The following is a 24,127-nucleotide window of genomic DNA, read 5'->3' on the forward strand; positions in this document are numbered from 1 at the left end:
AGGAGACTTTCTATGTATGAACTCAACGAACTTACAAAAACCTACGAAACCAAGCGGGGCACGGTAACGGCCCTTAACAAGGTGAGTTTGACCATCCCGACCGGACAGATGGTGGCCATCCAGGGCCCCACCGGTGGTGGAAAATCGACGCTGCTGCAAATGTTGGGTGCTCTCGAACGTCCAACCAGTGGCACCGTCACCCTCGGCGATGACGAACTTTCGAAGATGCCGGATTCGCGGCTTGCTGAAATTCGCGCCCGTACAATCGGGTTCGTCTTTCAGGGTTTCAACCTCATCCCCACCCTCACTGCTCAAGAGAATGTGGAGACGGCGCTAGCCCCTCTCGGGCTTTCCAGCACGGATCGCAAGAGTCGAGCCACGGCGGCCCTAGAGAAAGTGGGCTTGGGCGAGCGCCTCACCCACCACCCATCTGAGCTTTCAGGCGGTCAACAACAACGTGTTGCGATCGCGCGCGCCCTCGTCAAAGAACCGACCGTGCTGTTGGCCGATGAGCCGACAGGGAACCTCGACGAGCAGACCCGGGACGAAATCATGGAATTGCTCGAGGGGCTGTGGCGGGATCAGGGCCTCACTCTCATCATCGTCACTCACGACTCAGCCGTCGCGAAGCGTGCCGAGCGCCGACTGACGCTGAAGCACGGTGCGGTGACCGAGAAGAAGTAGCAGGGTCGTATCCCTCGGACGGGCGGCGCGTGGTCTCTAGCGCGTCGCCCCAGGGATCAGCCAGCGATCGCCTCGCGCACGGATGCCCAGAGTGACAGCGCGGGCACCGATATAGCCGAGACCAAAAGCGAACCACAGGGCCACGATCGCGGACACGGCTGTGAGGTGTGCCGTGTCGACCCACCACAGCAGCGGCACGTAGACCGCCAGATTGATGAGGCCAGTGAGCGCCAGATAGCGCGCATCCCCCGCGCCGATCAATACGCCATCGAGCACGAACACAAAGCCCGCGATCGGAATGCCGAGGGCAAGCACCGGCAGAAGCGCCGCCAAGCCGCTCTGCACTTCTGGGTCTGAACTAAACGCAAAACCGATCCACGGTGACGACACAAGAACCATGACTCCGAGAACGACACCGCTGCCGATTCCAAGCTCGATGAGGCGCCGCGTAATGGCACGGGCGCGCGGGAGGTCGCTCGCACCCAGTTCTTTACCGATCATCGCTTGCCCCGCGATCGCCAGCGCATCAAGCACAAAGGCGAGCGTGGCGAAGATGGTGAGTGCGATCTGAACCGTCGCAAGCTCGGGCACTCCGAAGCTCGTGGCGACGGCTATCGTGGCGAGCATCGCTGCCCGCAACGACGCTGTGCGCAATAGAAGCCAAGCTCCTGCATGGCCAGCCAACAGCATGCCTGTCGCGTGCGGTCGAAGCCGGGCACCCTCGCGACGGGCAAGAGTGACGAGCATCACTAGGTAGGCGGCAGCCATACCCCAACTTGCGACGACGGTGCCGATTGCTGACCCTGCAACGCCCCAGCCGAAACCGTAGATGAAGAGTGTGTTGAGCAGCGCATTCGAGACAAACCCGGCAACGGCAACCACGAGCGGGGTGCGCGTATCCTGCAATCCCCGCAGCAATCCGGATGCCGCGAAGGTGATGAGCATCGCGGGCAAGCCCAGGATCGAAATTGACAGGTATTCGGTGGCGTAGCCGACGACACTGGCATCCGGGTTGAAGAGGCTAATCAGCCAGGGAGTGGTGGGGATGCCGACCGCCACGAGCACGACGCCGAGTGCGATGGCCAGCCACACGCCATCAACACCGGCGGCGACAGCACGCGCCCGATTGCCGACCCCCAGCCAGCGAGCGACTGCGGGGGTGGTGGAATACGCCAGAAAAATGAGGAGCCCGACGGCCGTCTGCAGCACAGCACTCGCGACGCTCAAGCCGCCAAGTTGGGCACTGCCGAGGTGCCCCACGAGGGCGGTGTCGGTGAGCAGAAAGATCGGTTCCGCCACAAGCGCGCCCAGCGCCGGCACGGCAAGGCGGCGGATGTCACGATCAAGTGGAGAGTGCAGCAATCCCACGGTTGTCTAGTCTGCTGCGCTATCGGTCGCGTCTGCACCCGCGGACGGTGAAGTGTTCTTCGGTACAGGCTTTTTCGGCGCGGGCTTCTTTGGCGCAGGCTTCTTTGTGGCTGGTTTGCTCGCGGCCGGCTTTTTCGCGGCTGATTCGCTCGTGGTCGGCTTGCTTGCGGCCGGTTGGGGCGCACGCTTCTTCGCTGCAGGTTTCGCTGCAGCGGGCTTCGACGCTGCCGTGGTCGCCGTGGCTGTCGCGGACTGTGAAGTGGGTTTCGCCGGAGTCTTCGGCGCTGTCGGGGCGGAAGTCTTCTTCACCGCAGTTGTCGTGGCCTTAGCAGCGGATGCCTTCGCCGGAGTCTTCCGTGGCGTGACCGTCGCAGCGGTCGTCTTCGGAGCTGCCGCTTTCTTCGAGGGCGCCTTTTTCGCTGGTGTGTTCTTTGCTGGGGCTTTCTTCGCTGGCGCTCGCTTCGCGGCAGGTTTCTTCACTGCGGCGGTTGCCGCCTGTACTCCAGCGACCTCGTCCGCAATCTCGCTCTCAACCGCGATCTCATCGTCAACAGAAGTTGGCGGCGCTGTGCCCGCGGGCGCAGCGGTCTCTAACGCAACATCCGATTCCGTGGCGTCGCTGTCGCCAGCCGAGGCGGCTTCGTCGAGAGCTTCGTCAGTGTCGACTGCCGGTCCGTCTTTTGCGGCGCGACGTTCACGGCGTTCGCGCACCTGACCAACGACCGTCGGAATGAGCAGGACCAACAACACCACGACGATTGTCGTCACGATCAGCACCACAGACTGCACTGAGCCTTGGTCGGGCTGTGGCGTCTCGTCGACGACCTCAACGAGACGCGTGGACACGATGGGTTGGTATGCCTCGAGCGTCATCTCTCCCGCTACCTCGCTAGAGCCACGAACAAGGGGCGTGATCACGCCGTCAAGGAGGCTGAACCAGGCGCCGGTCTCGGGTTCCTGCACAAGAGTTGCATCGTCGTCGACATCGTCAAGTGCAAGCGCAACGCCGGGGCGGCGAATGAAGTCAATCATTTCGGGGTCAACGGTCGCGGGATCAATGCCGATCATTGCGACCCCGACGGGCTCTTCTCCGATTGTCACCGGGACCATCCAACGGTTTACATACTGCACCGGAGTCTCTGTCGATTGGCCCGAGTGATAATCGTTCGACCACAAGAAGACGCGATCAATGGCTCCCAGCTCAATTCCATTGGTGAAATCTAGTCCGCTACCGCGTTGATTCTGCCCAAAAAACTCTTCGAGTTCCAAGAGCAACCCGTCATCAGCGTTGGCGAACAGCGTGACATCCGGCGGCGTCGAACCCACGGATGCCGAAGCACCGACAACCGGCACCAGCGTCACGATTGCCACCATTGCAGCCGCGGCTACTCCGACCCAGCGACGACGGAAGCTCGGGGTTGACGCTGTGTCGGGGTGCATGGCTGGCATGGGCCTAGTCTGCCAGTTCGTACCGGCATTGAATGCGCGGACGCGTGCCTCGTGGCCACTTGGCAGCGACGAATCCCTCCTTTCCCTGTCGTGCGCGCACGCGATGCCACCGGTACGGGAGACAATAGGGGTGTGACTATGCAACCGGAACTCGATCTTTGGGAGCCGGTTGCGCCCAATCATCGCGACCGCATTGTTGCCCATTCTGAGGATCGAGTCGCGTGGCTTCGTGCCCGCAGTCGTGGCGTGACAGCAACGGATGCCGCCCGCCTAGCCACTGAACAATCCTTGCGTGCGGTTGTGGAGAGCAAGCTTCTCGGCTCAGGTTTCAGCGGCAACGCGTTCACTGATCATGGCCGCGCTCGGGAACCAGAAATCGCACGCTGGGTGCTGGGTGCGCACGGCATCCAGTCAAGTTCGGCGCTCTTTCACGCCCACGATCAGCCCCTGCATTTAGCAACTCCCGACGGCGTCTCGGTGCTTGATGGTTCGCTCGTGCTTTCGGAGATCAAGACGACGGCGAAAGCGTGGCGCACCATCCCGCGCTCGTACCTGCGTCAGGTCTGGTGGCAACAGTATGTGCTGGGCGCTGACCGCACGCTCGTAGTGTGGGAGCAACACACTGACTTTGTTCCCGTGCATTCTGAGCCGAAGTGCCAGTGGGTTGAGCGCGACGAAGATCAGATCCACACCCTGGTGGGCTTGGCCGATCGACTACTCGATCTCATGCGAGCACCCTAGCCCTCTGTACTCAACGAGCTCGTTACTCGCGTGCATTCCGTGACAGCGCGCGAGCAGCAATCACTGTGCCGAGGAAGATGAGCCACGCAATCGCAATCGTCGTGGCAACAAATTCAAGCCTGCTGCCGAGCACAACCTGAAAGCGGAAGAGCGAAAAGAGCCCACCCGTTCCCGCAATTACTGCGACCGCAACGGCGGTGATGAGTGACATTCTTGCGAGCACGCGGTGTTCCCGCGCGAACGAGGTTTGGATCATCGCCCAACATGCTGCTGCGAATGCAATGACCGCCGCCATGGTGTGCGTGAAGTCTTGCCAGGTGAAACTCGGGCCGTAGGGTAACGGGCAGCCAGAAGTGCAGGTCACTTGCGATGCAATTAGGAAGAAGCCGCACCCCACCCAGAGAGATAACGCGGGCGAACCGACAGAGAGCAATGGCGGCCAGGCGCGCACCCGTCGGGCGCTCCACGCAACTGCTGAGCCACCGCCCACAATGAGCAAGAGCGCGATCTCAAAGGCGGCCGCTGTAGGTTCGCCTTCCGCCCCCAACTCGCTGACATACAGCTCTCGGGGCACCATGAGCCGAGACGCCCAAATGACGACAAGCGCGATGCCGACAGCGACACTGCCGACGACGGCAGCGACTCCCTCAATGGCAGCGGTTGACACGCGCTGCGGCGCAATAGTAGTCATTGGCTACTGGGCGGACAGCGGTTCGTTGAGCGAAAGCTGACGCACGAAGTCGTCTTCCCAGCGCTCTCCGACCAGAAACTTTTTGGTGCCGGCGAGCTCGAAACCCATCTTTTCGTAGAAACGATTGGCGCGAGCATTCTCCTGATTCACGCCCAGCCACATCCCGGCAAAGCCTTGATCGCGAGCCCACGCGATTCCCGTACCGATCAACGCGGGCGCGACGCCAGCGCCGTGAAAGAGGCCGAGAACGTAGCATTTACTGAGCTCTACTGTGGGGTGAAGGGTAAGCACCTGGGCGACATCCGGATCACTGGGCCCGGCGGCAAAAAACAGCGCGTAGCCGGCGGGCTGGCCATCTACCTCGGCGAGAAGAACCTCGCGGGCTGGGTCAGTGAGGTAGTGACGGAACGCCGACACCGAAAGGTGTTCTGCGATGTAGGACGCGATCGCTTCGAGCGTTGTTGTGGCAGGGCACGCCAACGGAAAAGTCTGGCGAGCGATCTCGTGGAGCAACTCGGCGTCACTCTCGATAGCGCGGCGAACAGTGGTGGTCACAACAAGGCTCCCTACGGCAGATACTGACCAGCATATTCCCCAAGCACAATGCCTAGGGAATGCAAAAAACGGGGGCCGGCGCAAGCCGACCCCCGTTCATTTAAGCAGTATTAGATCGAGTTGATGTCGACCGGGATGCCAGGACCGAAGGTGGTCGAAACCGTTGCCTTCGTGATGTAGCGACCCTTGGAAGAGCTGGGCTTTGCGCGCAGAACCTCGTCGAGTGCTGCCTTGATGTTCTCGTCAAGCTGCTCAGCCGTGAAGCCAGCCTTGCCCACGATGAAGTGAACGTTGGAGTGCTTGTCAACGCGGAATTCGATCTTTCCGCCCTTGATCTCCGAGACAGCCTTCGCGGTGTCAGGGGTAACCGTTCCGGTCTTCGGGTTTGGCATGAGGCCACGCGGACCAAGAACCTTACCCAAACGACCAACCTGGCCCATGAGCTCGGGGGTCGAAACTGCTGCATCGAAGCTGGTGTAGCCAGCGGCTACCTTCTCGATGAGCTCCGAGCCACCAACCTCGTCAGCGCCAGCAGCGATTGCTGCTTCTGCTGCAGGACCGGTTGCGAAAACAATAACGCGAGCAGTCTTACCCGTGCCGTGAGGCAGGATAACGGTGCCACGAACCATCTGGTCAGCCTTGCGAGGGTCTACACCCAAGCGAAGAGCAACCTCAACGGTGGAGTCGAACTTCTTCGAGCTCATTTCGCGAGCAACAGAGACAGCCTCGGTGGGCGTGTAGAACTTGCCCTCTTCGAGCTTCTCAGCGGCGGACTTGTATGCCTTGGAATTCTTGGACATTATGCCTCCACCGTGATTCCCATCGAGCGAGCGGTGCCCGCGATGATCTTCATTGCGCCGTCGATGTCGTTGGCGTTGAGGTCAGCCATCTTCTGCTCGGCGATCGTACGTACCTGGTCTTTGGTGAGCTGCGCAACCTTGACGGTGTGCGGCGTGCCCGAACCCTTTGCAACTCCAGCAGCCTTCTTGATGAGCTCTGCTGCCGGCGGGGTCTTGAGGATGAACGTGAACGAACGGTCCTCGTACACGGTGATCTCTACCGGGATAACGTTTCCACGCTGAGCCTCGGTAGCGGCGTTGTACGCCTTGCAGAACTCCATGATGTTAACGCCGTGCTGTCCCAGCGCAGGCCCGATGGGCGGTGCGGGGTTAGCGGCGCCGGCTTGGATCTGAAGCTTAATCAGACCTGTAACCTTCTTTTTCGGTGCCATTGTGTTTCCTTTTCAGTACGAACTGACCCGTGTGGCCAGCTCTCCCGCACCCGAAGGGCGCGGTGGTTTTTTAGGGGCGTAAGCCCTTAAAGCTTGGTGACCTGATCGAAGCTGAGCTCGACCGGGGTCTCGCGCTCGAAGAGGGAAACCAGAACGATGAGCTTTCCGCTCTCCGCCTTGATCTCGCTGATCGAACCGGGAAGGCCCGCGAACGAACCCTCCTTGATGGTGATGGTCTCGCCGATCTCAAAGTCGATCTCTGCGGGGATAGCGCGTGCAGCCGTCTTGCTCTTCTGCGATGCGCCCTTAGCAACAGGAGCTTCAACGATCTCAACAAGGCTCTTCAGCATGTTGAATGCTTCTTCGAAACGCAGCGGTACGGGGTTGTGGGCGTTGCCCACGAAGCCAGTAACACCGGGAGTGTGACGAACAACCGACCAGCTGTCTTCGTTGAGGTCCATGCGAACCAGAACGTAGCCGGGGATACGAACACGGTTAACGAGCTTGCGCTGACCGTTCTTGATCTCGACAACATCTTCCATCGGAACCTCGACCTGGAAGACGTAATCTTCCATCGCCATGGAAACCTTGCGGTTCTCGATATTGTGCTTGACGCGCTTTTCGAAACCAGCGTAGGAGTGGATGACGTACCACTTGCCTGGCTGCAGGCGCAGATCCATGCGGAATTCGGCGTACGGGTCGACCTCAACCTCTTCGCCCTCGACTGCCTCAGCAGCGTCGGTGCCTTCCGCTTCAGCGTCATCCGCTGCTTCGTCATCGGTTGCAGCAACAGAAGCGTCAGCCTCTGCAGCGTTATCGATGTCGAGCGCGTCGTTTACTTCAGCATCTGCTGCAGGGTCGACTGCGGCATCCAAAGCCTCAAGGAGACCAGCAAGATCGGCGTCGACATCAGCCGAGTCGCCTTCAACGTGCATTGCCTGGTGCTCGGCGGAGTCTTCTGAACGCTCTGCCGCAGCCAAGGTGTTACCCGTCTGCGCCTCATCCTCCTCGGAGGACTGCTCTGCTGCCGTAGCGAGCTCGGAGTCTTCGCGGTGGTTCTCGGACACTAAATCTCTTTTCGTTGCTCTGCAGTTCGGCCGTAACCGCTGCGGTTTATGAAGGGCTTAGACGACCAGGTTCGGGTCGCCGAACAAGAAGTTCACCAACGCGCTAAACCCAAAGTCGAGGGCCGAAACGATACCCATCATGATGATGACGAACACAAGAACAACGAGAGTAAAGCTGACCAGCTCGCGCCGAGTCGGAGTTACTACCTTCTTGAGTTCGTTAATAACTTGGCGGATGAAGAGTGTCATGCGGCCGAAGGGTCCACGACGTTGCGCGCTCTCCTTCTTCGCCTTGGCGACGACGTCCTCGCTGGGCTCGTCTACGTCTTTCTTGGCCACTCTTACTACCTTCCGATACTTCGGCTTACTCGACCCGCTCCGTTTCTCACAGAGAGGGACTTGCAGGGCGGACAGGACTCGAACCTGCAACCTGCGGTTTTGGAGACCGCTGCTCTACCAATTGAGCCACCACCCTTTGCAAGAGATCGAAATCTCTTACCCACACTTTCGCACAAACACTACGACACATCCACATTGAGAAGTGAGGAGCAGGCGCGCGAAAGTATGGCAGTTATCAACAACCTGAACAAGTGTACGTCATCCTGAGCCGTCCCGCAGTGCCCACTCCCCCTGTAGAGAGATCAACACAGAGAACCAGCAGAAATGGGCGGCAATTCGCCCGCTTCTTCACCCGCCATTGGGGTCTCTCAGAAAAAGTTTTCAAGAAAGTTTGAAAGCCCGCGTCATAACCGAGGGGGGTCTCAGTCTCTCTATGCAAGCAGGGCAAACCAACCCTTCTTATTCGGGCATTACCAGCACCACCATTCGGGCACCACCACGCGAGACCTCACCATCTCGCCGCATAACTCAAAAACAAGCACCACCACATGGGCAAGCGAAGCTGAGATCAGGCAGTAGTTCGTGGCACAACCCTCAGGTTGGCCTCATCGTCGTATCAGCTTCCTTATCCGAACAGGATCAGGAAGGTACCAGTCGTGTTTACACAACACATCCCGCGCACTGGGAAGCCAGTCGGGAACACCAAGCACACCCCAGCAGTCCGTTTCGGAGCGGCTCTGGGAACCGTAGCCCTCGTATCGGGCTTCACTCTTATTGCACCCGTTGCAGCAAGTGCAGAGGAGACCACCGGCGCCTCCTACGCTTACGCAGAATTCCTTTCCGGCGATGTGCTCGGAACGGACCTCGGCAACGTTGCGGGTCTCGGCCAAGTCGTCGCCACCAACAATGGCAATCAGCCACGACAGGTTCACCGCGATCCCCTCACTGTTGACGCTCTTGGCGCAACCGTGCTCCACCAGCCAGGCGGCCTGCAGCTGCCCCTTCTCGACGTAGTGGATGCCGGTGTCGTCAACCAGTACGCCGAAGCCGACAAGAACGGCGAATCATTCGCTTCCACCGGAGCCATTCAGGACGACGGCGGAATCGGCATCGGCAACGTTGCCTCCGGCCCCGCCGGCGACCTCACGCTCGACCTGGACAGCCTCCTCGACAACGAGTTCGCTTCGGTACTCACCGACCTCAAGCTCGATCTGGATGCCGTTTCCGCTCGCGCTGACGGAAACATGACGTCAGCATCCGGCGATTACACCCTCGCCGACGCAACACTCAGCTTCTCCAGCCCCGCCATCAGCAAGCTGACCAGCAAGGTCACTTCTGCGCTGAGCGGCGTTGACAGCAAACTGGTCAGCTTGGGCGGCGATAACGGCGCTCTCGGCAACTCAATCGACGGCATCCTCGACCCTGTTCTTGGAGTGGTCGGCTCCTCGGCCGACGTCAAGGTCGTTGTTGATGCAGACCTCGACAAAGCCGTGAGTTCACTGCTCAAGGGCAGCTACGGCAACGGCGGCGTCAGCTTCAACCTCGAAACTGGCGCAGTCATGGTTGACCTCGAGACTCTCCTCGGCAGCGACCTCAACGATCTTCCGCCGAACACGGAGTTGCTGACGGATGTTGTCGTCAACAAGATCCTCAACGGCATCAGCGAAACCGTTGCTACTCTCGCCGACGACATCGTTGATCGCGTCGAGCTGGCTCTGCGCGACGCCAACGTTGAGGTGTCGGCGAAGCTGAACCTTCTGACCGCACAGGACCCCGTGCAGAACACGGTGTGCCGCGACATCCGGGTACCGATCATCGGTGACATTCTCAACGGAGACTCGACGGGCGGCGGGCTCGTCGGCGGACTCCTCGGTGGGCTCACTGGCGGCCTCACAGACGGTGTCACGCAGGGCATCATCGGCTACACAACGGACACCGTGTGCGACCTCGTCGACACTGTTCTTCCCGACCTCCGCAGCACCGTGGACGTCAGCATCATCGGAAACGTTGACGATCTCATCAACGGCACTGCAGTCTCTGCGAAGGCGAACATCTCGCTGCTCGGTGGAACGGTCAAGACCGGCCTCAACGTTAAGACGCTGATCGGTAGCCTCGGCCAGAGCCTCAACACGTCGCTCTTCTCCAACGGCGGAGTAGTGACCTCGCTCGTCAACAGCCTCAACACCGGCCTCGTGAATCCCGCTGTCACCGGCCTCCTCGGTAACAACGGAGTAGCGACAGTGCTCCACGATCTGGTCTCCATCAAGGTCAACGTGCAAGAGCAATGGACATCGACCGGTGCAGTCTCAGGCGACATGTTCAGCGAAACCGCAGTGCGCGTGTCCGTCGGATCAGGGCTCACCACAGCGGGGCTCTCCAGCGCCGGCGGCCTCCTGAACGGTGCACTCGGCCAGGCAACAGCGGCCCCGAGCTTCGCTTCGACTGGAGTTGCAACACTCAATGTGGCTCGCGCCGTTGTTGGACCCAACGTTCAGACCGTCGTTGATCCTGGATGCACCGAAAACTGTGGAACCGGTGGAGACCCCGATGGCGACCCTGACCCCTGTGTCGGTATCTGCGTCGTTGGTGATTCGGACTTCCTCGACCTTCCGACCTATGCCCTCGGTGGGCAGCTCGCATACACCGGTGCCGGTGTTGCGACGCTCCTCGCCCTCATCGTCGCGTTGTTGGCAGCGGGTGCCTACTTCGCGCGTCAGGGTTACCTACGTACACACCCCAAGTCCGAGCTCTAGGACTGCGTAAGTAACCTCTAGCGGCCGGAGCTTATCGTCCCCCCAGGATCACAGCTCCGGCCGCTTCCCTCTGCCCCTACCGCGTTCTCGCGGTGGGGGCAGTCTTCTGCGCCAACGCTGCTCTCGCTGGGTAGGCAATCTCTGGGCATCCGCCCTCCTGAAGCCATACACTTGAAGGGTGACCTCACCTCGCCTCTCCGCCAGAATTTCCGCCATCGCCGAGTCAGCCACCCTCAAGGTGGATGCCAAGGCCAAGTCGCTTCTTGCGGCAGGGCGGCCCATCATCAGTTATGCGGCTGGCGAACCCGACTTCGCGACTCCCGCGAACATTGTGGCTGCGGCGTCCACAGCAGTGCTCGACCCCAAGAACCACCGCTACACGCCAGCAGCCGGCCTGCCCGAACTTCGTGAAGCAATCGCTGCCAAAACGTTGCGCGACAGCGGCCTTGAGGTCGGCATCAATCAGGTTGTTGTCACCAACGGCGGCAAGCAAGCCGTCTACCAAGCGTTCGCGACCCTTGTTGATCAGGGCGACGAAGTCATCGTTCCGACGCCGTACTGGACCACCTACCCCGAAGCGATCAAGCTCGCCGGCGGCACGATGGTCGAGGTTTTTGCTGGCGCAGACCAGGGTTACCTCGTGACCGTGGAACAGCTCGAAGCCGCTCGCACCGAGAACACCAAGGTGCTGCTCTTCGTTTCGCCATCGAACCCCACCGGTGCCGTCTACACCCCCGAGCAGACCAAAGCCATTGGCGAATGGGCGCTCGAGCACGGCATCTGGGTGATCAGCGATGACATCTACCAAAACCTCGTCTACGACGGAGTGCGTGCCGTCTCCATCGTTGAGGTTGTTCCCGCACTCGCGGACACCACCATCCTCGTCAACGGTGTTGCCAAGAGCTACTCGATGACCGGCTGGCGCCTCGGTTGGATGGTCGGCCCCGTCGACGCTATGAAGGGCGCTGCGAACCTGCAGTCGCACCTCACGAGCAACGTCTCCAACATCTCACAGCGCGCTGCCATCGAGGCCCTAACCGGCCCGCAAGATGCCGTGGAAGAGATGCGTGTGGCCTTCGACCGTCGCCGCAAGCTCATGGTCTCCGAACTCAACAAGATCGACGGCATCAACTGCCCAACACCCCAGGGCGCGTTCTACGTGTACCCGGATGTTTCCGGCTTGCTGAACCGCGAATGGGACGGAGTCACTCCGACCACAAGCCTCGAACTTGCCGACCTGATTCTCGAGAAGGCCGAAGTAGCGGTCATCCCCGGAGAAGCGTTTGGGCCAAGCGGTTACCTCCGCCTCTCCTACGCCCTCGGCGACGACGCCCTCCTCGAAGGCGTGCAGCGCTTACAAAAGCTTTTTAGCTAACCGAACCGCCCTCGGGGCGGTGGAGGAATTATGGATGCGACACCGCCGCTCGATGCGGCAGGCCGGTTGAACGTAGCCCTCACCGCCGCGCTTCCCTCCCAACGGCTTCAGGCTGCCCTCTCCGCCGGAACGCACCCGCGAGACGAGTTCGTGCGCGTGCTGCTAGAGCGGTGCGCGATCGAACCCGACCTCAACGTTCGCGAGACGCTCACGTGGGCGCTCATGCGGCATCCGTCGTCGATTACAGTGCCGGTGCTGATTGCCGAAACACGATCCGCGACAGCGCAGGCGCGCAGCCAAGCGCTGCACACTCTCTCGAAGATCGGTGACCCCGCCGGGTGGGAAGCGATCACCCCTGAATTGTTGAACGACTCGGCTGAGGCGGTGGCCCGAACCGCGTGGCGCGTTGCAACGGTACTGGTGCCCCACGGTAGCGAAACGGAACTTGCGAGAGCGCTCGTGGCGCACCTCGGTCGGGGTGAGCGCGAAGCCCACATGAGTCTCAGCCGATCCCTCGTGGCACTCGGGGAGCACGCCGCCGCGCTGCTGAACGACATCGCCGAGAACGGCGCAGGCGATGAGCGGCTTCACGCCATGACCACGCTGCTGCTGTGCGAATCTCCCGACGACGGCTACGAAGCGGCGCTATTCGACGCGGAGTTGCGGGTGCTGTTGGCGGATGCCGGCGCGGGCGAATAGCCTGCCGTGCGCCGTTACTAGCGTCCGGGAAGCTCGATCGTCACGGTGGTTCCGCCGTACCCGTTGGCCTGGTCTCGACCCTCGATCGTGACCTCGGTGATGCCCTCAGGAATTTCCACGCCCGGCTGGGTGCGGGTGAACGGCTGCTCGGCGGCGTGATCGTGGGTGAGCGTGTGCTCACCGAGCACCGTGCCATCGGGGGCGAGCACGCGCCATCCGTCGGCGTACTGCTCAGGAGTGTCATACGGCGAATTGATCGTGACCGCGAAGTCGAAAAGATTGGTGCCCGTTGGCGAGACGCTCACGTCTTCCACATCGGGGAAGAACGCGGCGGAGTCGGGGCTTGAGCTGGCTGGCGGTGTTGTGCTGAGTTCAGACGTGCTGTTCGAGGTGCTCGCAGCAGAGCATCCCGTCACGGCGAAGGTGACGGCGAGCGCGAGCGCCGCCAGAGCGGAGGTTCGGGAGCGGGCCGGCATGATCATGGTTCGACGGTAGCGGGACAGGCTGAACGTCACCGCCACACTGCGCACCCGCACTGCGCATCAACCGATCGGTTGATGCGCCTCTAACCGTCTGCACCTGTCGCAGCGCGGCCAGACAAGCGACGATAGAAGCATGAACACCACCGCTCCCGTCGTGCAGGTCGAAAATCTGCGCAAAACCTACGGTTCGTTTGCCGCTGTTGACTCCGTCAGTTTTGAGATTCAGCGCGGCGAAACCTTCGCCCTGCTTGGTCCAAACGGTGCAGGCAAGTCGACCACGATCGAGATTCTCGAAGGCTACCGGGATCGAACCGGTGGCTCGGTGAGCGTGCTCGGCGTCGACCCCGGCAAGGGTGGCCTCGACTGGAAGGCGCGCCTCGGCATCGTGCTGCAGTCAAGCGGCGAGAGCGGCAACGTCTCGGTGCGCGAACAACTCACCCACTTTGCTGGTTACTACCCCCACCCGCGCGACGTCGAAGAAGTTATCGCTTCAGTCGGTCTTGAAGAGAAGGCTGGCACGCTGATCCGCAAGCTTTCGGGCGGACAACGTCGACGAGTGGATGTCGCGCTCGGCATCATCGGAAGCCCCGAGCTGCTCTTTCTCGACGAACCAACCACAGGCTTTGACCCCGAGGCTCGTCAGCAGTTTTGGCAGCTGATTCGCTCGCTCAAGGCGGACGGCACGAGCATCCTCCTCACCACCCACTACCTCGACGAAGCGGCCCAGCTGGGCGACCGTGCCGGAGTAATCGCGGGTGGAAAAATGATCGACATCGGCGCTATCGACGAGATCGGCGGGCAAGAAGCGCGCACCCCCGTCGTGCGTTGGCGCGATGCCAACGGCAAGCATGAAGAGCGCACGCACGCCCCTGGCGCTGTCGTGGGATCCCTCATGGCGTCTGGCGTAGAACCGGCCGGGCTCGAAATTGTTCGCCCCAGTCTGGAAGACATCTATCTGCAGCTGGTCTCCGACCACGCGCACGCACGTGAAGTGGAGAACGCACGATGAGCACCACAACAACACCGACGGCCCCTGCTGCCAGCGCACCGAGCTTCGGTCTCGGAATCGGCCGCAGCCTCAGGCTCGGGTTCAGCCGCATCAAGCTCGAAGTGCGGAGCTACTTTCGCCAGGGCGACTCGGTCTTCTTCACCTTCCTCTTTCCTGTCGTCATGCTCACGATCTTCGCGGTCGCCTTCAGCGAGCAGAACTTCGGCACCGAAGAAGAGCCGCTCACCGCAGCTGCCTTCTACCTGCCAGGGATGATCGCCGCCGGCCTCCTTCTCAGTGGCCTGCAGAACATGGCGATCGACATTGCCATGGAACGCAGCGACGGCACCCTCAAACGCCTCGCCGGAACACCGCTGCCCGTAATGAGCTATTTCATCGGCAAGATCGGGCAAGTCTTCGTGACCGGCGTGCTGCAAGCTGCCCTCGTGATTCTGGTCGCGAGTGTCGCATTCGACGTCGAGCTGCCGAGCGAACCCAGCAAATGGCTGACTTTCGCCTGGGTCTTTGTGCTCGGTGTCACAACATCCGCCGTGCTCGGTATCGCACTGAGCGGCCTCCCCCGCAGCGGCAAGAGTGCCACTGCCGTCGTCATCCCCGTCGCGCTCGTGTTGCAGTTCATCTCCGGCGTGTACCTCGGCTTCTCGATGTTGCCTGAGTGGCTGCAAAACTTCGCCAGCATCTTCCCGCTCAAGTGGATGGCACAGGGGATGCGCGAAGTGTTCCTGCCGGCAAGCTTCGAAGTGATGGAGCAATCTGAAAGCTGGAACCTGCCAGGAGTCGCCATCGCCACCGGCCTCTGGTTGGTCATCGGTCTCATCGTGACGCGCATCACGTTCCGCTGGATCCGCAAGGATAGCTAAATGGGTTTCGCGCGTTGGATGAGCATTGCTGTGACCGTCACCACGGCGGTCATGGCAGTGCTCATCGTCGGCTCCAGTGGCTATGGCCCCGGTAGCCGACTCGGTGCTGCGGTGGCCCTCGCCGCCTTCGCTCTCGCCTGGTTCACGCTCGGCATCCGCGCCAGAGACAACAGCATTATCGCCGTCATCTACGTCGGTGTGCTCGTGGTTACCGTTGGTGCTGCCGTCGCCTTCATGCCGGTCATGGCCACACTGCAATCGCTGGCCTATCCCCTCGTCTGGGTGCTCGCCGAGCGCACGCGAAACGCCATCATCGGCAACGTCGCCCTCGCCCTCTCTGTCGGCGTCGGCTTTCTGATCAACATGGGCCTCAGCGCGGATGCCCTGCTCTACAGCAGCACGATCGTCGCCCTCTCGCTCATCTTCAGCCTCGCCCTCGGCCTCTGGATCACCCAAATCTCCACACTCAGCGACCAACGCCACGACCTCGTACTCGAACTGCACTCCACCCGCGACGAACTCGCCGCCATCAGTCGGGATGCCGGAGTCTCCAGCGAACGAGAGCGGCTCGCCCGCGAAATCCACGACACCATCGCGCAAGACCTCACCGGACTGGTACTCGTCGCCCAAAGAGCTAGGCGCGAACTCGACAACAACCACCCTGCCGCTGCAGCCGAACAACTCGAGCTCATTGAAGACAGTGCCCGCGCAGCACTTGCGGAAGCGCGTGCACTTGTCACGGCATCCGCTCCGGTTGGCCTGACGGGTGACGGCATCACAAGCGCCCTGAACCGACTGGCCGAGCGTTACAGCCGCGAAACCCAACTGGCTGTAACCGTGGATGCCGAACAGCTGCCCGCGATGGCCCGCGAAACCGAGGTGGTTGTGTTGCGCTGTGCCCAGGAGGCCCTCGCCAATGTGCGCAAGCATGCTGAGGCCACTCGCGCGACGATCACAGTCTCTGCTGATGATGTGGGGCTGACGATTTCCGTCGCCGACGACGGCGTAGGCTTCGACCCCACCACCGCTCACCCCGGTTTCGGCCTCGAGGGGATGAGCGAACGTTTGGCTCTCGTCAACGGTCGTCTCGACGTTGATAGTTCGGCCGCCGGCACCACCGTGCGTGCCACCATTCCGAAGGAAGTTCTTGCATGATCCGTGTCGTTGTTGCCGACGATCATCCGATCGTCCGCAGTGGAATCGTCGGCCTGCTGGGGTCGGCGGATGACATCGAAGTCGTCGGAGAAGCCAGTGACGGCACCGAGGCGGTTGCCTTGGCCACGCAGCTCTCCCCCGACGTTGTGCTCATGGATTTGCGCATGCCCGGCCTCGGAGGCGCCGAAGCCACCGCGCAGCTCGTGGCCGCGCGCCCCGACGTGCGCGTGCTGATTCTGACGACCTACGAGTCTGACGAGAACATTCTGACCGCGATTGAGGCGGGAGCGAGCGGCTATCTGTTGAAGGCTGCGCCTCAAGAAGAAATCCTGGCGGGGCTGCGTTCAGTGGCTCGCGGCGAGGTCGCCTTGGCTCCGTCAATTGCGGCGCTGCTCGTGAACCGCATGCGTGAACCCGCGAAGGTGTCGCTGAGCGACCGTGAGACTCAAGTGCTGGCTCTTGTGGCGGAGGGCAACAGCAACCGAAAAATTGCCGCAGCTCTGTTCGTGAGCGAGGCGACCGTGAAGACACACCTCATCCATGTCTTCGAGAAGCTCGACGTGAAGGACCGTACGCGGGCCGTCACGAAGGCAATGGAGTTGGGGCTGCTGCCTCGCTCGCATTAGCGCGCCTGAGTGAGGCGAGCTTGGCGCGTGAGCGCAGGTTGTGAGGTGAGTTGGGCGAGCTAGGCGAGTTCGACGCCGACGCCGACAGGTTCTGGCTGCAGGTAGATGCCGTAGCGGCTGAGTACGCACGCGCCAATGTACCGGGCGAGTTCTGCAACTTCGGCAGCGTCCGCGCCCGTGCGGTTGACGATCGCCAGGCTGTGTTTCGTCGACACGGCGGCTCGTGAGCCTGGCAGCCGGAATCCCTTGTTCACGCCCGAATGTTCGATGAGCCAGGCGGCGCTGAGCTTGACCAGGCGCGGTTTGGGCGCGGGGGGCGGGGCAGGTTCTTCGCCGAGCGGAACCGCAACGTCGGTGACGGGTTCGTCCTCGATAACCCAGCGTGGGGCATCCGCGGGAAGCCCTCTCGCGATGTGTTCTGGCACGATCGGGTTGGTGAAGAACGATCCACAACTGGCGGAGTCTGGTTCGTTGGGGTCGAGCACCATTGCTTTGGAGGCGCGCAGGGCGAGCACGGTGTCCCGCACTTGTTGTACGGGCACTCGGTCGCCGATGTTGACGCCGAGCGCGGTCGCGAGCTGTTGGTACTGCACGGTGCTCTCGGGCGATGCAGCGAGGGTGACGTACACGGCGAGGACAACGCCGGCGCGCCCCTCTTTGATCACCGAGTTGCGGTAACCCAGTTCGAGTTCGGCGGTCGTGAGGTGAACGAACTCACCGTTGTCGTAGTCGAGAAAGTCGATGCCATCGAGCACGCTGGCGACTTCTTGACCATAAGCGCCGATGTTCTGAATGGGGGCTGCGCCTACTGAACCGGGAATGCCACTGAGCGCTTCGAGCCCAGCCCAGCCCCGTGAAACGAGCTTCGCCACGAGGCCGTCCCAGGACTCGCCGGCTTGCACGCGAAGGCTCAGCGAGGTCTCGGTTTGAGAGACGAGTTGGATGCCGCGTGTTGCGATATGGATGACAGTGCCGTCGAATCCTTCGTCGCTGATGACCATGTTGGAGCCGCCCCCAATGAGCAGCCATTCGTCGCCTCGTTGCCACACGTCTCGCACGTTCGCGATCAGTTCTTGCTCGGTGGCGGGGCGCAGCAGCGTGTGCGCTGGCCCTCCTACCTTGATGGTGGTGAGGTCGGCGAGCGCCACGTTGTATTGCGGCGGTGTGCTTTCGCTGGGGGCGGTGTCGGTCATTTGTTGAGTTTGACCCTCACTTGCGACTTGCCGAGCACGGTTTGGTTAGCGGCGCTGACGGTGAGGTCGATGCGCGTCACGTCGTCTTCGATGGCGCCCACTTTGGCGGAGACGGTAACGACGACGCCCCCATTGCCGTCGACGACGACGGGGCGAGTGAAGCGCACACCGTATTCGACGAGTTCGCCGCGGTCGCCCATCCAGTCAATGACGGGTTGCACGGCGAGGCCCATGGTGAGCATGCCGTGGGCGAGTACGCCGGGGAGACCAACGGAGGCAGCAACGTCATCGCGGTAGTGGATGGGGTTGAAGTCTCCGGATGCTCCCGCGTAGCGCACGAGCGAGAAGCGGGTGAGGGTGATATTGCCGGTGATCAGTTCTTGGCCGACGGCGAGGTCGCTCATTCTGTGCCTCTCATGACGAGTACGGAGGTTGCGGTGACGACGTGCTCGCCTGTGGCGTCGCTGATGGCGGTTTCGGCGGTGATCATGTCGTTGCCGCCGAGCGACTTAATGCTCGTGACGGTGAGGATGGCGGTGAGTTCGTCGCCGGCGACGATGGGCCGCGTGTAGGTGAACTTTTGTTCGCCGTGCACGATGCGCGAGAAGTCGATGCCGGTGTCGGGGGCGGCCAGGAGAAGGGCAAGGCCTGCCTCTTGGATGACGACGGCGAAGGTGGGCGGTGCTACGACATCCACAAAGCCTGCTGCTTTCGCGGCTTCGGGGTCGTGGTTGAGGGGACTTTGAGCGAAGACGGCGCGCGCAAATTCGCGTACTTTTTCTCGCCCGACGAGGTAGGGGGTCGTGGGCGGGAAGACCCGGCCTTCTAGTTCTTTATTCACTGGCACGGTGTCCAGCTTAGGCAATGTTGGCGATACGCGCGTGGGTGAGATTGGGGTTGTGTTTGTGGGCCGGCTTATTACGGCGGGATTGTGTTGCGGGCGGATTGTGTTGCGGCTGTTAAATGGGTGAAGCCCCGGTGACCGTGAGGTCTGCCGGGGCTTCAGAAATTCTGTGAGGCGTTAGCTCAGTAAGTTTTTACTGGCAGCTGTCGCACTGCAGAAGATCCATTGGGTCGACGGGAATTGCATATCCGCCAACGGTGTCGTTTTCGTTATCCATTCGATCCTCCTTAAAAGTCTGCTAGAAGTTTGCCGACGGTTTGTCGGAGATTTCACTATATATGGGTAATGACACCCATGTCATTACCCCAGATGTAGTGTCTCGGCGTGTCGGCCAATTTTCTTTAAATCTACTCTCACCCGCTGACATTTGGCCGCAACTTCAGATTGCAGCCAAGCCGCGCTGACCGCTGTCCCGCCTAAAATTGCCTCATGTTGTCGTGCGAAGATGCCCTGCCTCAGCGGCCACTCCGTGTTCTCGTGGCAGGAGTCTCTGGCGCAGGAAAGACGACTCTCGCTTTGAGGATTAGCGACATCACCGCGATTCCGCACACCGAAATTGATGCCCTGTTCCACGGCCCCCAATGGATCCCGCGCACAGAATTTCTTGACGACGTGCGAGCTCTCGTCGCGACCGACGCGTGGGTCACCGAATGGCAATACGATTCCGCTCGACCGGTACTGGCCGAACACGCCGACCTGCTGGTCTGGCTGGACCTACCGTTTCTGCGCGTCACACTCCCACGAGTGATCCGCCGCACCCCGCGTCGCGCGCTACGCCGGGAGCAATTGTGGAACGGCAACATCGGAGCGCCATTGCGAACCTTCTTCACCGACCGCGAACACGTCGTGAAGTGGGCGATCTCAACCCGCAAGAAGTATCACACCGAGATTCCCGCTCTCGTGCGGAAGCATCCGAAGCTCGTCATTGTGCGGCTGCGTTCCCAGCGGCAGGTCGAACGATGGTTAGCGGGTGCCGTCAGTAACAGCATCCGCTTAGTGCAGAATGGGTCAACCAATAACGAGAGGAACCTCATGGATTCACACACCGACCTTCCCCCCATCGAACGCTGGTGGCCCGAACTGAGCATTCCGGCGAAGCATGCGATTCAGGAGGATCTTCACGGCGAGATCAGTGCGTCAGTGCTCGAAGAAATCGAGACACTTTCGGGGAGCACTGTTCCGGCTGCGCCCCAGCACCTCAACGACGACGAGCGCGCTTACATCGCCACCCAAACTGAGATCGTCGACTGAACCAACGCTCCCCTGGCCGAGTTGATGGATGACTTCGAATTCTCCGTTGACGCTCTAGCAACGAGAAAACAGCACCTAGCCTTGCGATAAATGCGTAGCACCCGAGATGTGCGCCATAGGCGGCGCCCTCACCCACCGGGACGACCCGCGAGTGAGAGCGTGTGGACAATCAGCACGCGGCTAGATGAACAGCGTCGTCGTGGATTCAGCTGCCTCGCCCAAGAATGTGGCGACGCCACCGAGTTCAACGCCCTCGATGAGGTCAGATTCGGCGATGCCGAGCAGATCCATCGTCATGGTGCAGCCGATAATGCGAGCGCCGCCTGCCATCGCCGATTCCATGAGTTCAGGCAGCGAGTGCACGCCGTTCTTCTTCATGGTCTTCTTGATCATCGCGGTGCCCGCCCCCATCATGTGCATTTGGGAGAGCGTGAGTTTGTCGGCACCGGCGGGCATCATTCCGGCGAAGAGTTTGTCCATCGCCTTACGCTGACGCTTCGGTGGCTTCTGCTGACGCAGCGCGTTCAGGCCCCAGAAGGTGAAGAACATCGAAACCTCTTCGCCCATCGAGACAGCACCGTTGGCGATGATGAACGCGGCGATCACCTTGTCGAGGTCGCCCGAGAACACCACAAATGACACCTTGGGTTTCGCAGGGGCGGCAACTACTCCTCCACCGCCAGCGAGCAAGAGCGCCTCGGGACCAGCCTTGCGGATGGTGGCCACATAGCCGGGCCCCTCCGGTTCGATGGCCAACAGTTCGTGACCGTTGCGGCGCACCCACGCGGGCGCATCGCTCGCGAAGCCGGGGTCAGACACATGAACGACGATCTCGTCGCCGAGGTTGAGTCCCTTCATTTCAGTCGCAAGCTTCATGATCGGCCCTGGACACGCGAGCCCCGTGCAGTCCAGATTCACCGAGACACCCGTGCCGTTCGCGACGTGGGCGGCAACGCGAGCCGAGTTGAGCGCTTCAGCGGCTTCGGCGTACGACGTTTCTGGTTCGATCGGTCCGTCGGCGTCGGGCTCGACCTCGTGCCACGCTCGGAACGTTTCGGATCCGCCCGACAGCGTGGCGACATCCGTAAATCCCAGCTGCACGAGGATGCGGTACGCCAGGTAACTGCGGAAACCGACGGAACAATAGAGCCGCAGGCCTACTGACCGGTCCCAGTCGACCGTGTCGGTGCGGAGGGTTGCGAGCGGCACATTCTCGGCGCCAGGCAGGTGGAAGATGGAGAACTCTTCTGGCGTGCGCACGTCGATGATGCGTGCGCCATCCGTGGCATGGGGGTAATCCTGCGCGTACCAGAGGTTCAGATCACCGAGCAGCACATTGCTGGCAACGAAGCCAGCCATGTTGACCGGGTCCTTAGCCGAACCAAACGGCGGGGCGTAGGCGAGCTCGAGTTCTTCAAGATCCCAGACGGTAAGGCCAGCACGCAGAGCAGTAGCGAAAACATCGAGACGCTTATCGACGCCGTCGAAACCGGTGACTTGAGCACCGAGCACCTTTCCCGTGTCGGGCGCAAACAGCAGCTTGATGTGCATCATCGCTGTGCCCGGGTAGTAACCAGCATGACCGGATGGATGCACGTGCACGGCCCGGTACGTCACTCCCGCTGCCCGCAACTGGCGTTCCGTCGCGCCGGTGCCACCCGCGACCATCTCGAAGATTTTCACTATCGAGGTGCCCTGAGTGGACTTGTACTCCGTGTCGCGGCCGCAGATATTCTCGGCAGCAACGCGCGCTTCGCGGTTAGCGGGCCCGGCAAGCGGAGCGAGCCACGACCCCGGCAACACCGTGTTCGGGGTTTCAACCGAGTCGCCCGCCGCCCAAATGTTCGGGTCAGACGTGCGCATATGGGTGTCGACGACTAGGCCGCCATTCTCGCCAAGGTCGAGACCGGCATCCCGGGCAAGGCCAACACTGGGGCGGACTCCGACCGACAGAATGACGAGGTCCGCTTCGATAGTGGTCGAGTTTGTGAGTTCCACCATGACCCCTCCGCCGGTGCGCGGCGCGAACGCGGCAGCCCCCGTCGAGAGGTGAAGAGCGATTCCTCGGCTGCGGAGGTGGTGTTCAACGGGAACCGACATCTCGTGGTCGAGAGGCGGCAGAATCTGGTCGCTCAGCTCCACGACATCCACTAGAGCACCACGGTGCTTCAGGTTTTCGGCCATCTCGAGCCCGATATAGCCAGCACCGATCACGACGCACCGCACGGGACCGCGAGCGCCACTGGCCGCCTTCTCAAGGTCAGCATCGAGTTCCGCTTTGATGGCATCCATGTCGCCGATGCGACGCAGAACGTGCACTTCGGGCAGGTCGATGCCGGGAAGCGGCGGGCGAATCGCTTCCGCCCCGGTGCACAGGGCGAGGTTGTCGTAACTTTCGGCGTATTCGCGCCCCGTGTCGACCTCGCGCACCGAGACGGTCTTGGCCTGACGGTCAATCGCGGTGACCTCGTGGGCAATTCGCACCTCAATGTTGAGGGATTCGCGCAGGCTCTCCGGCGTCTGCAGGAGCAGCCGGTCTCTCTCGGTGATCACTTCACCAATGTGGTACGGCAATCCGCAGTTTGCGAACGAGACGTGATGACCGCGCTCCAGCACGACAATCTCTGCACTTTCATCGAGCCTGCGAGCGCGAGCGGCGACCGATGCGCCTCCAGCGACTCCTCCAACAACGACCAACTTCATGGGATGCCGTGCCTTCTGCGGCGACCTCTGGGCTGTGCCTTTCACAGTCCATCAATGCACCGCTATATAACCAACGCTACTCCTCTCCCTCAGGCCGTGCGGGAGTACCGGGCGCTTGTCGCGAGGTGCGATCTACCCACCCTCACTGAGCAATTTTCCACAGGCCTGTAGCGGCGTCCGGAGGACCATTTGCTAGTCTGCGAACCTGCCGCAGCGGCAGCGCAACGACAGCCCAGCGGCCTCGTCGCGGCATCCGAGAGGGTTCGCATGTATTCACCGATCGTCTTCGACTACTGGTTGCCGACCTACGAACGCGAGCCCGCATTCGACGAGTTGTATGTGGTGCGGATCGCCGAATCGCTTCCCACCAACACCGCAGTCACGCTGCTGGATGTCGCCGAAGGGCCCAGCATCGTCAGAATGATTCCCACTTTTGCGGAACGCCTCGACCTCGTTGAGGGGCAACGCGTTAGCGGCCAGCAATTGCGCTCAGATCTCGACGCCGCCGGAGTCGCTCTCAACGGCGCGGATCAGCTTTTCTATTTACCCCGGCATGCTCAGGATGTGCTCCGCGCTGAGGTGACTCCTGAGACAACGCGCCAGCTGACTGGAGCGGATGCGACAGCATTCGAACAGTTCACTGCGACCGTTCCGGAAAGAGAATTAGACGAGGCCTTCGTCGAACTCGACCATTGGCTCGTGTACGGAACCTTTGCCGACGACCGCCTCGTCGCCGCCTCCAGCATGTACCCGTGGCAAGGATCACAGCTTGCGGACCTCGGCATCGTCACCCTGCCCGATTACCGCGGTCGAGGGTTCGCCACCCAGACCGTTCGCGCCATCAGCGCCCACGCCCTCGGCGGAGGCTACGAACCGCAATACCGCTGTCAGCCCGACAACGTTGGGTCTGTGGCAGCGGCCCTTGCCGCAGGCTTCACCCGCTTTGGGCAGTGGGATGTCGTGCCGCTGAACGACTGACGTGCAGCGCGCGC

The 24,127-nt window shown here is 61.5% G+C and carries 24 protein-coding genes and 1 tRNA gene; 11 read left to right on the plus strand and 14 right to left on the minus strand.

All coding sequences use genetic code 11. The annotated features are described in order from the left end of the window. Positions 1–12 precede the first annotated feature (12 nt). Positions 13–684, plus strand: a complete 672-nt coding sequence (locus I6E51_RS11885; RefSeq protein ID WP_197110437.1) for an ABC transporter ATP-binding protein — start codon at positions 13–15, stop codon at positions 682–684. Positions 685–720: 36 nt separating this feature from the next. On the opposite strand, the gene I6E51_RS11890 is transcribed toward I6E51_RS11885, so the two are convergent. Further along, the gene (locus I6E51_RS11890; protein ID WP_197108022.1) at positions 721–2,052 is read right to left on the minus strand and encodes an MATE family efflux transporter; all 1,332 of its coding nucleotides are present in this window, start codon (positions 2,050–2,052) and stop codon (positions 721–723) included. 6 nt (positions 2,053–2,058) lie between these two features. Then, positions 2,059–3,501 carry a hypothetical protein gene (locus I6E51_RS11895; protein ID WP_197110438.1) on the minus strand — a complete coding sequence of 481 codons (1,443 nt, stop codon included), beginning with the start codon at positions 3,499–3,501 and terminating at the stop codon, positions 2,059–2,061. 138 nt (positions 3,502–3,639) lie between these two features. On the opposite strand from I6E51_RS11895, the gene I6E51_RS11900 reads away from it, so the two are divergent. Further along, the gene (locus I6E51_RS11900; RefSeq protein ID WP_197110563.1) at positions 3,640–4,242 is read left to right on the plus strand and encodes a YqaJ viral recombinase family protein; all 603 of its coding nucleotides are present in this window, start codon (positions 3,640–3,642) and stop codon (positions 4,240–4,242) included. Positions 4,243–4,264: 22 nt separating this feature from the next. Here I6E51_RS11900 and I6E51_RS11905 read toward each other — a convergent pair whose 3' ends face one another. The 7 genes from I6E51_RS11905 to I6E51_RS11935 form a co-directional block, all read right to left on the minus strand. After that, positions 4,265–4,909: a DUF998 domain-containing protein gene (locus tag I6E51_RS11905; protein ID WP_307783946.1), complete on the minus strand. Its 645-nt coding sequence runs from the start codon at positions 4,907–4,909 to the stop codon at positions 4,265–4,267. A gap of 27 nt (positions 4,910–4,936) precedes the next feature. Continuing rightward, on the minus strand, positions 4,937–5,488 hold the full coding sequence (locus I6E51_RS11910; protein WP_197110440.1) for a GNAT family N-acetyltransferase: 552 nt from the start codon (positions 5,486–5,488) through the stop codon (positions 4,937–4,939). 110 nt (positions 5,489–5,598) lie between these two features. Continuing rightward, positions 5,599–6,288 (minus strand): 50S ribosomal protein L1, encoded by a 690-nt coding sequence (gene rplA / locus I6E51_RS11915; RefSeq protein WP_197108030.1) that lies wholly within the window; start codon positions 6,286–6,288, stop codon positions 5,599–5,601. Continuing rightward, positions 6,288–6,719, minus strand: coding sequence for a 50S ribosomal protein L11 (gene rplK / locus I6E51_RS11920; protein ID WP_100389473.1), 432 nt, complete (start codon positions 6,717–6,719; stop codon positions 6,288–6,290). Before rplK ends, rplA begins: the two co-directional genes overlap by 1 nt. Before the next feature lie 86 nt (positions 6,720–6,805). Beyond that, positions 6,806–7,786: a transcription termination/antitermination protein NusG gene (gene nusG / locus I6E51_RS11925; RefSeq protein WP_197108032.1), complete on the minus strand. Its 981-nt coding sequence runs from the start codon at positions 7,784–7,786 to the stop codon at positions 6,806–6,808. A gap of 57 nt (positions 7,787–7,843) precedes the next feature. Beyond that, positions 7,844–8,125: a preprotein translocase subunit SecE gene (gene secE / locus I6E51_RS11930; RefSeq protein ID WP_197108034.1), complete on the minus strand. Its 282-nt coding sequence runs from the start codon at positions 8,123–8,125 to the stop codon at positions 7,844–7,846. A gap of 63 nt (positions 8,126–8,188) precedes the next feature. Further along, positions 8,189–8,261, minus strand: a tRNA-Trp gene (locus I6E51_RS11935). Positions 8,262–8,781: 520 nt separating this feature from the next. Here I6E51_RS11935 and I6E51_RS11940 point away from each other — a divergent pair. The 3 genes from I6E51_RS11940 (at position 8,782) to I6E51_RS11950 (ending at position 12,952) form a co-directional block, all read left to right on the plus strand. Beyond that, positions 8,782–10,878, plus strand: a complete 2,097-nt coding sequence (locus I6E51_RS11940; RefSeq protein WP_197110441.1) for a choice-of-anchor G family protein — start codon at positions 8,782–8,784, stop codon at positions 10,876–10,878. Positions 10,879–11,056: 178 nt separating this feature from the next. Then, positions 11,057–12,253 carry a pyridoxal phosphate-dependent aminotransferase gene (locus tag I6E51_RS11945; RefSeq protein WP_197110442.1) on the plus strand — a complete coding sequence of 399 codons (1,197 nt, stop codon included), beginning with the start codon at positions 11,057–11,059 and terminating at the stop codon, positions 12,251–12,253. 30 nt (positions 12,254–12,283) lie between these two features. Further along, positions 12,284–12,952: a HEAT repeat domain-containing protein gene (locus I6E51_RS11950; protein ID WP_197110443.1), complete on the plus strand. Its 669-nt coding sequence runs from the start codon at positions 12,284–12,286 to the stop codon at positions 12,950–12,952. Positions 12,953–12,969: 17 nt separating this feature from the next. Here the strand turns inward: I6E51_RS11950 and I6E51_RS11955 are convergent, their stop codons facing one another. Beyond that, positions 12,970–13,434: a hypothetical protein gene (locus I6E51_RS11955; protein WP_197110444.1), complete on the minus strand. Its 465-nt coding sequence runs from the start codon at positions 13,432–13,434 to the stop codon at positions 12,970–12,972. A 133-nt stretch (positions 13,435–13,567) separates the two neighbouring features. Here I6E51_RS11955 and I6E51_RS11960 point away from each other — a divergent pair, with 133 nt between their 5' ends. Genes I6E51_RS11960 through I6E51_RS11975 form a run of 4 tightly spaced genes read left to right on the plus strand, consistent with a single transcriptional unit; the run spans position 13,568 to position 17,084 of the window. Further along, complete coding sequence (locus I6E51_RS11960) at positions 13,568–14,443, plus strand: ABC transporter ATP-binding protein (RefSeq protein ID WP_197110445.1); 876 nt, start codon at positions 13,568–13,570, stop codon at positions 14,441–14,443. Beyond that, a complete protein-coding gene (locus I6E51_RS11965; RefSeq protein WP_231600038.1) occupies positions 14,440–15,303 on the plus strand; it encodes an ABC transporter permease in 864 nt (287 codons plus the stop codon). The genes I6E51_RS11960 and I6E51_RS11965 overlap by 4 nt, the downstream gene beginning before the upstream one ends. Continuing rightward, positions 15,304–16,458: a sensor histidine kinase gene (locus tag I6E51_RS11970; RefSeq protein ID WP_197110446.1), complete on the plus strand. Its 1,155-nt coding sequence runs from the start codon at positions 15,304–15,306 to the stop codon at positions 16,456–16,458. Further along, the gene (locus I6E51_RS11975) at positions 16,455–17,084 is read left to right on the plus strand and encodes a response regulator transcription factor (RefSeq protein ID WP_197110447.1); all 630 of its coding nucleotides are present in this window, start codon (positions 16,455–16,457) and stop codon (positions 17,082–17,084) included. The genes I6E51_RS11970 and I6E51_RS11975 overlap by 4 nt, the downstream gene beginning before the upstream one ends. Before the next feature lie 59 nt (positions 17,085–17,143). On the opposite strand, the gene I6E51_RS11980 is transcribed toward I6E51_RS11975, so the two are convergent. From I6E51_RS11980 to I6E51_RS11990, 3 genes are read right to left on the minus strand one after another with little or no spacing between them, the layout of a single operon-like run. After that, positions 17,144–18,277 (minus strand): UDP-N-acetylmuramate dehydrogenase, encoded by a 1,134-nt coding sequence (locus tag I6E51_RS11980; RefSeq protein ID WP_197108052.1) that lies wholly within the window; start codon positions 18,275–18,277, stop codon positions 17,144–17,146. Continuing rightward, on the minus strand, positions 18,274–18,681 hold the full coding sequence (locus tag I6E51_RS11985; RefSeq protein WP_197110448.1) for a MaoC/PaaZ C-terminal domain-containing protein: 408 nt from the start codon (positions 18,679–18,681) through the stop codon (positions 18,274–18,276). Before I6E51_RS11985 ends, I6E51_RS11980 begins: the two co-directional genes overlap by 4 nt. Beyond that, positions 18,678–19,124: a MaoC family dehydratase N-terminal domain-containing protein gene (locus tag I6E51_RS11990; RefSeq protein ID WP_197108056.1), complete on the minus strand. Its 447-nt coding sequence runs from the start codon at positions 19,122–19,124 to the stop codon at positions 18,678–18,680. The genes I6E51_RS11985 and I6E51_RS11990 overlap by 4 nt, the downstream gene beginning before the upstream one ends. 486 nt (positions 19,125–19,610) lie before the next feature. Between I6E51_RS11990 and I6E51_RS11995 the strand changes: the two genes are divergently transcribed. After that, positions 19,611–20,432: a hypothetical protein gene (locus tag I6E51_RS11995; protein ID WP_307783949.1), complete on the plus strand. Its 822-nt coding sequence runs from the start codon at positions 19,611–19,613 to the stop codon at positions 20,430–20,432. A gap of 180 nt (positions 20,433–20,612) precedes the next feature. Here I6E51_RS11995 and I6E51_RS12000 read toward each other — a convergent pair whose 3' ends face one another. Beyond that, a complete protein-coding gene (locus I6E51_RS12000; RefSeq protein ID WP_197110449.1) occupies positions 20,613–23,135 on the minus strand; it encodes an FAD-dependent oxidoreductase in 2,523 nt (840 codons plus the stop codon). A gap of 267 nt (positions 23,136–23,402) precedes the next feature. Between I6E51_RS12000 and I6E51_RS12005 the strand changes: the two genes are divergently transcribed. Further along, complete coding sequence (locus I6E51_RS12005) at positions 23,403–24,113, plus strand: GNAT family N-acetyltransferase (protein ID WP_197110450.1); 711 nt, start codon at positions 23,403–23,405, stop codon at positions 24,111–24,113. Positions 24,114–24,127: the final 14 nt, after the last annotated feature.

This window comes from Salinibacterium sp. NSLL17, assembly GCF_015864935.1.
Taxonomy (GTDB): Bacteria; Actinomycetota; Actinomycetes; order Actinomycetales; family Microbacteriaceae; genus Rhodoglobus.

What these genes read in the sequence shown, in the direction of transcription:
- I6E51_RS12000 (WP_197110449.1), bottom strand. Translation starts at nt 23,135, where the DNA reads ATGAAGTTGGTCGTTGTTGGAGGAGTCGCTGGAGGCGCATCGGTCGCC.
- I6E51_RS11980 (WP_197108052.1), bottom strand. Translation starts at nt 18,277, where the DNA reads ATGACCGACACCGCCCCCAGCGAAAGCACACCGCCGCAATACAACGTG.
- I6E51_RS12005 (WP_197110450.1), top strand. Translation starts at nt 23,403, where the DNA reads ATGTATTCACCGATCGTCTTCGACTACTGGTTGCCGACCTACGAACGC.
- I6E51_RS11955 (WP_197110444.1), bottom strand. Translation starts at nt 13,434, where the DNA reads ATGATCATGCCGGCCCGCTCCCGAACCTCCGCTCTGGCGGCGCTCGCG.
- I6E51_RS11895 (WP_197110438.1), bottom strand. Translation starts at nt 3,501, where the DNA reads ATGCCAGCCATGCACCCCGACACAGCGTCAACCCCGAGCTTCCGTCGT.
- I6E51_RS11900 (WP_197110563.1), top strand. Translation starts at nt 3,640, where the DNA reads ATGCAACCGGAACTCGATCTTTGGGAGCCGGTTGCGCCCAATCATCGC.
- I6E51_RS11970 (WP_197110446.1), top strand. Translation starts at nt 15,304, where the DNA reads ATGGGTTTCGCGCGTTGGATGAGCATTGCTGTGACCGTCACCACGGCG.
- I6E51_RS11960 (WP_197110445.1), top strand. Translation starts at nt 13,568, where the DNA reads ATGAACACCACCGCTCCCGTCGTGCAGGTCGAAAATCTGCGCAAAACC.
- I6E51_RS11950 (WP_197110443.1), top strand. Translation starts at nt 12,284, where the DNA reads ATGGATGCGACACCGCCGCTCGATGCGGCAGGCCGGTTGAACGTAGCC.
- I6E51_RS11985 (WP_197110448.1), bottom strand. Translation starts at nt 18,681, where the DNA reads ATGAGCGACCTCGCCGTCGGCCAAGAACTGATCACCGGCAATATCACC.
- rplK (WP_100389473.1), bottom strand. Translation starts at nt 6,719, where the DNA reads ATGGCACCGAAAAAGAAGGTTACAGGTCTGATTAAGCTTCAGATCCAA.
- I6E51_RS11975 (WP_197110447.1), top strand. Translation starts at nt 16,455, where the DNA reads ATGATCCGTGTCGTTGTTGCCGACGATCATCCGATCGTCCGCAGTGGA.
- I6E51_RS11995 (WP_307783949.1), top strand. Translation starts at nt 19,611, where the DNA reads ATGTTGTCGTGCGAAGATGCCCTGCCTCAGCGGCCACTCCGTGTTCTC.
- rplA (WP_197108030.1), bottom strand. Translation starts at nt 6,288, where the DNA reads ATGTCCAAGAATTCCAAGGCATACAAGTCCGCCGCTGAGAAGCTCGAA.
- I6E51_RS11885 (WP_197110437.1), top strand. Translation starts at nt 13, where the DNA reads ATGTATGAACTCAACGAACTTACAAAAACCTACGAAACCAAGCGGGGC.
- I6E51_RS11965 (WP_231600038.1), top strand. Translation starts at nt 14,440, where the DNA reads ATGAGCACCACAACAACACCGACGGCCCCTGCTGCCAGCGCACCGAGC.